This is a genomic window from Caenispirillum bisanense, from assembly GCF_039523075.1.
Lineage (GTDB): Bacteria > Pseudomonadota > Alphaproteobacteria > Rhodospirillales > Rhodospirillaceae > Caenispirillum > Caenispirillum bisanense.
In genome coordinates this window covers 44,246-50,780 of record NZ_BAAAEP010000034.1, presented here as the reverse complement: position 1 = coordinate 50,780, position 6,535 = coordinate 44,246, and the positions used below count along the sequence as shown (strand labels likewise).

Genomic DNA, 6,535 nt, shown 5'->3' with positions numbered 1-6,535 from the left:
CGCAGCACGCCGCCCCGGCGCCGCAGCCGGCCCTCCACCGCCCGGTGACCGCGCCGCCGCGTCCGCAGCCGCTGCAGGCGGCGGTGCAGCCGCGCCCGCAGGCCGCCGCGCCGATGGCCGCCGAGCCGGAAGAGCACCGCACCCTGGCCCAGGGCCTGCTCGCCCGCATGACCGGCCTCGCCCGCCGCACCACCGGCACCGCGGCGCCGCACCAGGAACCGGAAGTGCGCACCGCCGCCCCGGTCGGCCATCCCCAGGCGCCGCAGCCGCGCGCCACGGCCGCCGACCAGATGCGCCTGAACGTCGACCCCGATGACCGGGTCCAGACCTCGTCGCAGGACGACGATGAGCTGGAGATCCCGGCTTTCCTGCGCCGTCAGGCCAACTGACCTGACCGGCGCCCCCGGCAGCCTCTGCCGGACGTCTGAACCAAACTTGTCGGCCCGCCCGCAACGGCGGGCCGATCCTTTTTCCTCCGGCGCCATCTCCACGCTTGCCCGTAACATTCTGCAACAATGATTGATTTGTGCAGTTGCGAGCCCGGGCGTTAGAACAGCAGCGTCAAGAACCCAGAACGGAGCAGGGCCCGCCGCCTCCCCATCCCGGCACACGATCATGCCGGCCAGCGAGTGAGGGCGTGCCTGCCGAAGGGAAGAGAGAATGTTTGACGAGACCGCTCGTGACGACATGTCCACCTGGACGGCGCCGGCCCGCGACGACAGCCGCGGCGTTGCCCATGCCCGCCAGCGGACGCTGAAGAGCGCCATCTCCTGCACCGGCACTGCCCTGCACTCGGGCCAGAAGGTCACCATGACCCTGCTGCCGGCCGCCCCCGACACCGGCATCATCTTCCGCCGCACCGACATCGCCGGCCGCCGCGCCGAGATTCCGGCGCTGTGGAACGCGGTCGCCGACAGCCGCCTGTGCACCGTCATCGCCAACGCCGATGGCGTCACCGTCGCCACCATCGAGCACCTGATGGCCGCCCTGGCCGGCTGCGGCCTCGACAACGTGGTGGTGGAGCTGAACGGCGGCGAAGTGCCGATCATGGACGGCTCTGCGGCGCCCTTCGTGTTCCTCATCGAATGCGCCGGCACGGTGGAGCAGGAAGCGGTGCGCAAGGCCATCCGCATCCGCCGCGCCGTTTCTGTCCGCAACGACCAGACCGTCGCCTCGCTGGCGCCGGGCCGTGGCGGCCTGACCATCGACTTCGAGATCGACTTCGCCGCCCGCGCCATCGGCCGCCAGCGCGATGCCTATCTGGTGACGCCGGCGACCTTCAAGCAGGACATCGCCCGCGCCCGTACCTTCGGCATGCTGGAAGACATTCCGAAGATGCGCGCCGCCGGCCTCGGCCTCGGTGGGTCGCTGGACAACGCGGTGGTGGTCAACGACGACCAGATCCTCAACGAGGACGGCCTGCGCTTCAGCAACGAGTTCGTCCGCCACAAGATCCTCGACGCCGTGGGCGACCTGGCGCTGGCCGGCTACCCCATCATCGGCCGCTTCGACGGCGTGCGGTCCAGCCACGCCCACAACAACAAGCTGCTGCGCGCCCTGTTCGCCGATACCACCGCCTGGACGCTGGAGCCCATGCCGGCCGCCCAGTCGGCGGCCCCGGCGCCCGCCGGGCGTGCCCTGGAGCGGCTGAGCGCCTGAGGCGCCCGCCCCCACATCCCTGCCAGAGGGCGGCCTTCGGGCCGCCCTTTGCACGTTTCGCGGCGGGAAACGCGGACTGTTGCCCGCGCCCCACACTCCCTGCTGACACCTCCGCCGCCAGTGCGGTATAGTGCCGCGCTGCCGAACAGCCTGCGAACAGTAGCGAGCCGAGATGACCGTCGAGTTCAGCCCTTCCGCCGCCGGCCTCCGTTGGATGCGCCGTACCGTCGTCGCCGCCGCCGTGGTCGCCGCGCTGGCCGCCTGCTCCGGCAGCGACCCCGAGCCCTATGTCGAGCGGCCGGTGGAGGAACTCTACAACATCGCCATGTCGGAAGTGGGCAGCGGCAACTACAAGGCCGCCGCCAAGGCCTTCGACGAGGTGGAGCGCCAGCACCCCTATTCGTCGTGGGCGACGCGGGCGCAGCTCATGGCCGCCTATTCCTACTACGAGGCGGAAGACTACGACGACGCCATCATCGCCCTTGACCGCTTCATCCAGCTGCACCCCGGCAACCCGGACGTGCCCTACGCCTACTATCTGAAGGCGCTGTGCTATTACGAGCAGGTCAGTTCGGTGGCGCGCGACCAGAAGATGACCCGCCTCGCCCACGATGCGCTGCAGGAGGTGGTCAACCGCTTCCCCACCAGCGAATACGCCCGCGATGCCAAGCTGAAGCTGGACCTGACCGTCGACCACATGGCCGGCAAGGAAATGGACGTCGGCCGTTACTACCTGCGGCAGAAGCAGTATCTGGCCGCCATCAACCGCTTCAAGGCGGTGGTGGACGGCTTCCAGACCACCAGCCACGTGCCGGAAGCGCTCTACCGCATGGTGGAGGCCTATTCCCTGCTCGGCATGCAGGAAGAGGCGATGAAGACCGCCGCCGTGCTCGGCCACAACTATCCGGGCAGCGAGTGGTATGAAGACGCCTATTCGGTCGCCCAGGGCGGACAGCCGGTGACCGATACCGCCCGTTCCCGCGGCTGGCTGCCGAGCCTGCCGTCCCTGTGGTAGGCCCTGCGCGGGAGCCATCATGCTTGTCAGCCTGTCGATCCGCGACGTCGTCCTGATCGACCGCCTGGACCTCCACTTCGAGGGCGGGCTGGGCGTGCTCACCGGCGAGACCGGCGCCGGCAAGTCGATCCTGCTGGACAGTCTCGGCCTCGCCCTCGGTGATCGCGCCGACAGCGGCCTGGTGCGCCACGGCGCCGATCAGGCCTCGGTGACCGCCGTGTTCGACCTCGCGCCCGACCACCCGGCCCGCGCCCTGCTGAAGGAACAGGGCCTGGATGGCGGCGAGGACGTGCTGACGGTGCGCCGCATCGTCAGTCGCGACGGCCGCTCACGCGCCTTCGTGGACGATCAGCCGGCTTCCGTCGGGCTGCTGCGGCGGCTGGGCGACACGCTGGTGGAGATCCACGGCCAGTTCGACACCCACGGCCTGCTCAACCCCGCCACCCACATGGGCGTGCTGGATGCCTACGCCGCCCTGGAGCCCCAGGCCGCCGCCGTGCGCACCGCCTGGAAGGCGTGGCGCGATGCCGCCGCCGAGCGCGCCCAGGCGGAAGCAGACCTGGAGAAGGACCGGCAGGAGGAAGAAGCCCTCCGCCATGCCGTCGAGGAGCTGCGGGCCCTCAGCCCCAAGGCTGGCGAGGAAGCCGAGCTTGCCGCCCGCCGCAGCCAGCTGATGCACGGCGAGCAGATCGCCGAAGGCCTCAACGGCGCGCTGGCCGCCGTCACCCAGGCCGCCGACGTGGAGGCCGCCTTCCGCACCGCCCAGCGGTCGCTGGAACGCATCCTCGACAAGGCGGAGGCGGTGGCGCAGCCCATCCTCGACGCCCTCGACCGCGCCGCCATCGAGGCGTCGGAAGCCCTCAACCTGTTGGAACGGGCCGCCGCCGAGATCGACCTCGATCCCCGCCACCTGGAACAGGTGGAGGAACGCCTGTTCGACCTGCGGGCGCTGGCCCGCAAGCACGGCGTCGATGCCGACGGGCTGGCCGAGGTGCAGGCGCGGCTGGAGAAGCGTCTGGCGGCGCTGGAGGGCGGCGGTGCCGACATCGCCCGCCTGATCCGCGCCGAGCAGGCCGCCCGCCAGACCTACGTCGAAGCCGCCCGCGCCCTGCACAAGGCCCGCGCCGCCGCCGCCGGCACCCTGGATGCGGCGGTGAAGACCGAACTGGCGCCGCTCAAGCTCGACAAGGCCACCTTCATCACGCGGGTGGAGGAACTGCCCGAGGACGGCTGGAGCGCCGACGGCCTCGACCGCATCGCCTTCGAGGTCGCCACCAACCCCGGCGCACCGCCCGGCCCCATCGCCAAGATCGCCTCGGGCGGTGAGTTGTCGCGCTTCACCCTGGCGCTCAAGGTGGTGCTGGCGAGCATCGGCCCGGTGCCGACCCTGGTGTTCGACGAGGTCGACGCCGGCATCGGCGGCGCCACCGCCGCCGCCGTCGGGGACCGCCTCGGCCGGCTGGCCCAGGGGCTGCAGGTGCTGGTGGTCACCCACAGCCCGCAGGTGGCGGCCCGCGGCGCCCACCACTACCGCGTCTCCAAGCGGGAGGCCGACGGCCGCGTCACCACCACCGTGGAGCGCCTGGACGCCGCCGCCCGGCGCGAGGAAGTCGCCCGCATGCTGGCCGGCGAGCGTATTACCGACGAGGCGCGCGCCGCCGCCGACAGTCTTCTGAACACGACAGCCGCATGACCGACAGCACCCTCCGCAGCAAGGACCCGGCCGACCTCACCGCCCAGGAGGCGGCCGAGGAACTGGCCGCGCTCGCCGCCGAACTGGCCGAGCACGACCGCCGCTATCACGCCGAGGACGCGCCGGCCATTTCCGACGCCGCCTACGACGCGCTGAAGCGCCGCAACAGCGCCATCGAGTTCCGCTTCCCGGAACTGATGCGCGACGACAGCCCCTCGCGCTCGGTCGGCGCCGCGCCGGCCGCCGGCTTCGCCAAGGTGCGCCACCGGGTGCCCATGCTGTCGCTCGACAACGCCTTTTCCGAAGAGGACGTGCGCGATTTCGTCGGCAGCATCCGGCGGTTCCTGTCGCTGGGCGAGGATGCACCGCTTGAGATCGTCGCCGAGCCCAAGATCGACGGCCTGTCGTTCAGCGCCCGCTACGAGAATGGCGTCTTCGTCCAGGGCGCCACGCGCGGCGACGGTCAGGAGGGCGAGGACATCACCGCCAACCTGCGCACCGTCGCCGAGTTGCCGGAGCGCCTGAACGGCGACGCCCCGGCGGTGCTGGAGGTGCGCGGCGAGGTCTACATGAGCCGCGACGCCTTCTTCGCGCTGAACGAGCGGCAGGAGGCGGCGGGCGGCAAGATCTTCGCCAACCCGCGCAACGCCGCCGCCGGCAGCCTGCGCCAGAAGGACCCGGAGATCACCCGGTCGCGGCCGCTGTCGCTGTTCGCCTATTCCTGGGGCGAGGTGGTGGGCTACGAGGCGACCACCCACTGGGACTATCTGCAGCAGTTGCACGCCTGGGGCCTGCCCACCAACCCGCTGGCCCGCCTGTGCCGGTCGGTGGAGGAGGTGATGGACCTCTACCGCACCGTCTTCGAGCAGCGGCCGAGCCTGCCCTACGACATCGACGGCGTGGTCTACAAGGTCAACCGTATCGACCTGCAGAAGCGCCTCGGCTTCGTCAGCCGCAGCCCGCGCTGGGCCATCGCCCACAAGTTCCCGGCCGAGCAGGCCCATACGGTGCTGGAGAAGATCGAGATCCAGGTCGGCCGCACCGGCGTGCTGACCCCGGTCGCCCATTTGGCGCCGGTCACCGTCGGCGGCGTGGTGGTCAGCCGCGCCACCCTGCACAACGAGGACGAGATCAGGCGCAAGGGCGTGCGGGTGGGCGACACCGTCATCGTCCAGCGCGCCGGCGACGTCATCCCGCAGATCCTCGGCGTGGTGGAAAGCCAGCCGCGCGGGGCGGCGGAGTACGAGTTCCCGGAGGTCTGCCCGGTGTGCGGCAGCCAGGTCAACCGCGAGGAGGGCGCCGTGGCGCGGCGCTGCACCGGCGGTCTGGTGTGCGCGGCCCAGGTGGTGGAGCGCCTGAAGCACTTCGTTTCCCGCGACGCCTTCGATATCGAAGGGCTGGGGGCGAAGCAGATCGAACTGTTCCACGAGCGGGGCTTCCTGAAGGCGCCGGCCGACATCTTCCGCCTGCGCGACCTGGAAACGCCGGGGCAGAAGCGCATCAGCAGCCTGCCGCGCATCGGCGAGAAGTCGGCCCAGAACCTGTTCGACGCCATCGACGCCCGCCGGCAGATCGGCCTCGACCGCTTCATCCACGCGCTCGGCATTCCGCAGGTCGGCCAGGCGACGGCCCGGCTGCTGGCGCGCGTCTACCGCGACCTCGACACCCTGACCGACGCCATGCGCGCCGCCGCCGACAAGGACAGCGACGCCCACAAGGAACTGCTCGGCATCGAGGGCATCGGCGAGAGCATGGCCGACGACCTCACCGGCTTCTTCACCGAACAGCACAACATCGACGTGCTGGAGGACCTGAAGGCGGCCGGGGTGAGCGTGCTGCCGTTCGAGCAGCAGGTGGCGAGCGACAGCCCGATCAAGGACAAGACCGTCGTCTTCACCGGCACGCTGGAAACCATGAGCCGCGGCGAGGCCAAGGCGCGCGCCCAGGCGCTGGGGGCGAAGGTGGCCGGGTCGGTGTCGAAGAAGACCGACCTGGTGGTCGCCGGCCCCGGCGCCGGATCGAAGCTGAAGCAGGCCCAGGACCTGGGCGTCGCCACCATGACCGAAGCCGAGTTCCTCACCCTCATCGGCGGCTGAGGGCGGCGGCACTCCCGCGCCCTCCCCTCCTCTCCTTCCGCACTCCTGCCCAAAGAAAAACCGGCGCCCCCT

The 6,535-nt window shown here is 71.0% G+C and carries 4 protein-coding genes and 1 pseudogene; all 5 read left to right on the top strand.

Going from position 1 to position 6,535, the window contains the following annotated elements; all coding sequences use genetic code 11:
• A pseudogene (locus tag ABD056_RS15185) lies at positions 1-389 on the top strand (hypothetical protein); the annotation flags it as partial.
• A gap of 271 nt (positions 390-660) precedes the next feature.
• Positions 661-1,659 carry a UDP-3-O-acyl-N-acetylglucosamine deacetylase gene (lpxC, locus tag ABD056_RS15180; protein ID WP_343867948.1) on the top strand — a complete coding sequence of 333 codons (999 nt, stop codon included), beginning with the start codon at positions 661-663 and terminating at the stop codon, positions 1,657-1,659.
• A 214-nt stretch (positions 1,660-1,873) separates the two neighbouring features.
• A complete protein-coding gene (locus ABD056_RS15175) occupies positions 1,874-2,674 on the top strand; it encodes an outer membrane protein assembly factor BamD (protein ID WP_343867946.1) in 801 nt (266 codons plus the stop codon).
• Positions 2,675-2,693: 19 nt separating this feature from the next.
• On the top strand, positions 2,694-4,367 hold the full coding sequence (recN, locus tag ABD056_RS15170; protein WP_343867944.1) for a DNA repair protein RecN: 1,674 nt from the start codon (positions 2,694-2,696) through the stop codon (positions 4,365-4,367).
• A complete protein-coding gene (ligA, locus tag ABD056_RS15165; protein ID WP_343867943.1) occupies positions 4,364-6,463 on the top strand; it encodes an NAD-dependent DNA ligase LigA in 2,100 nt (699 codons plus the stop codon). The genes recN and ligA overlap by 4 nt, the downstream gene beginning before the upstream one ends.
• Positions 6,464-6,535 lie beyond the last annotated feature (72 nt).

Bases quoted from the DNA above. Each gene is read 5' to 3' on its own strand.
- lpxC (WP_343867948.1), top strand. From the start codon at position 661: ATGTTTGACGAGACCGCTCGTGACGACATGTCCACCTGGACGGCGCCG.
- ABD056_RS15175 (WP_343867946.1), top strand. From the start codon at position 1,874: ATGCGCCGTACCGTCGTCGCCGCCGCCGTGGTCGCCGCGCTGGCCGCC.
- recN (WP_343867944.1), top strand. From the start codon at position 2,694: ATGCTTGTCAGCCTGTCGATCCGCGACGTCGTCCTGATCGACCGCCTG.
- ligA (WP_343867943.1), top strand. From the start codon at position 4,364: ATGACCGACAGCACCCTCCGCAGCAAGGACCCGGCCGACCTCACCGCC.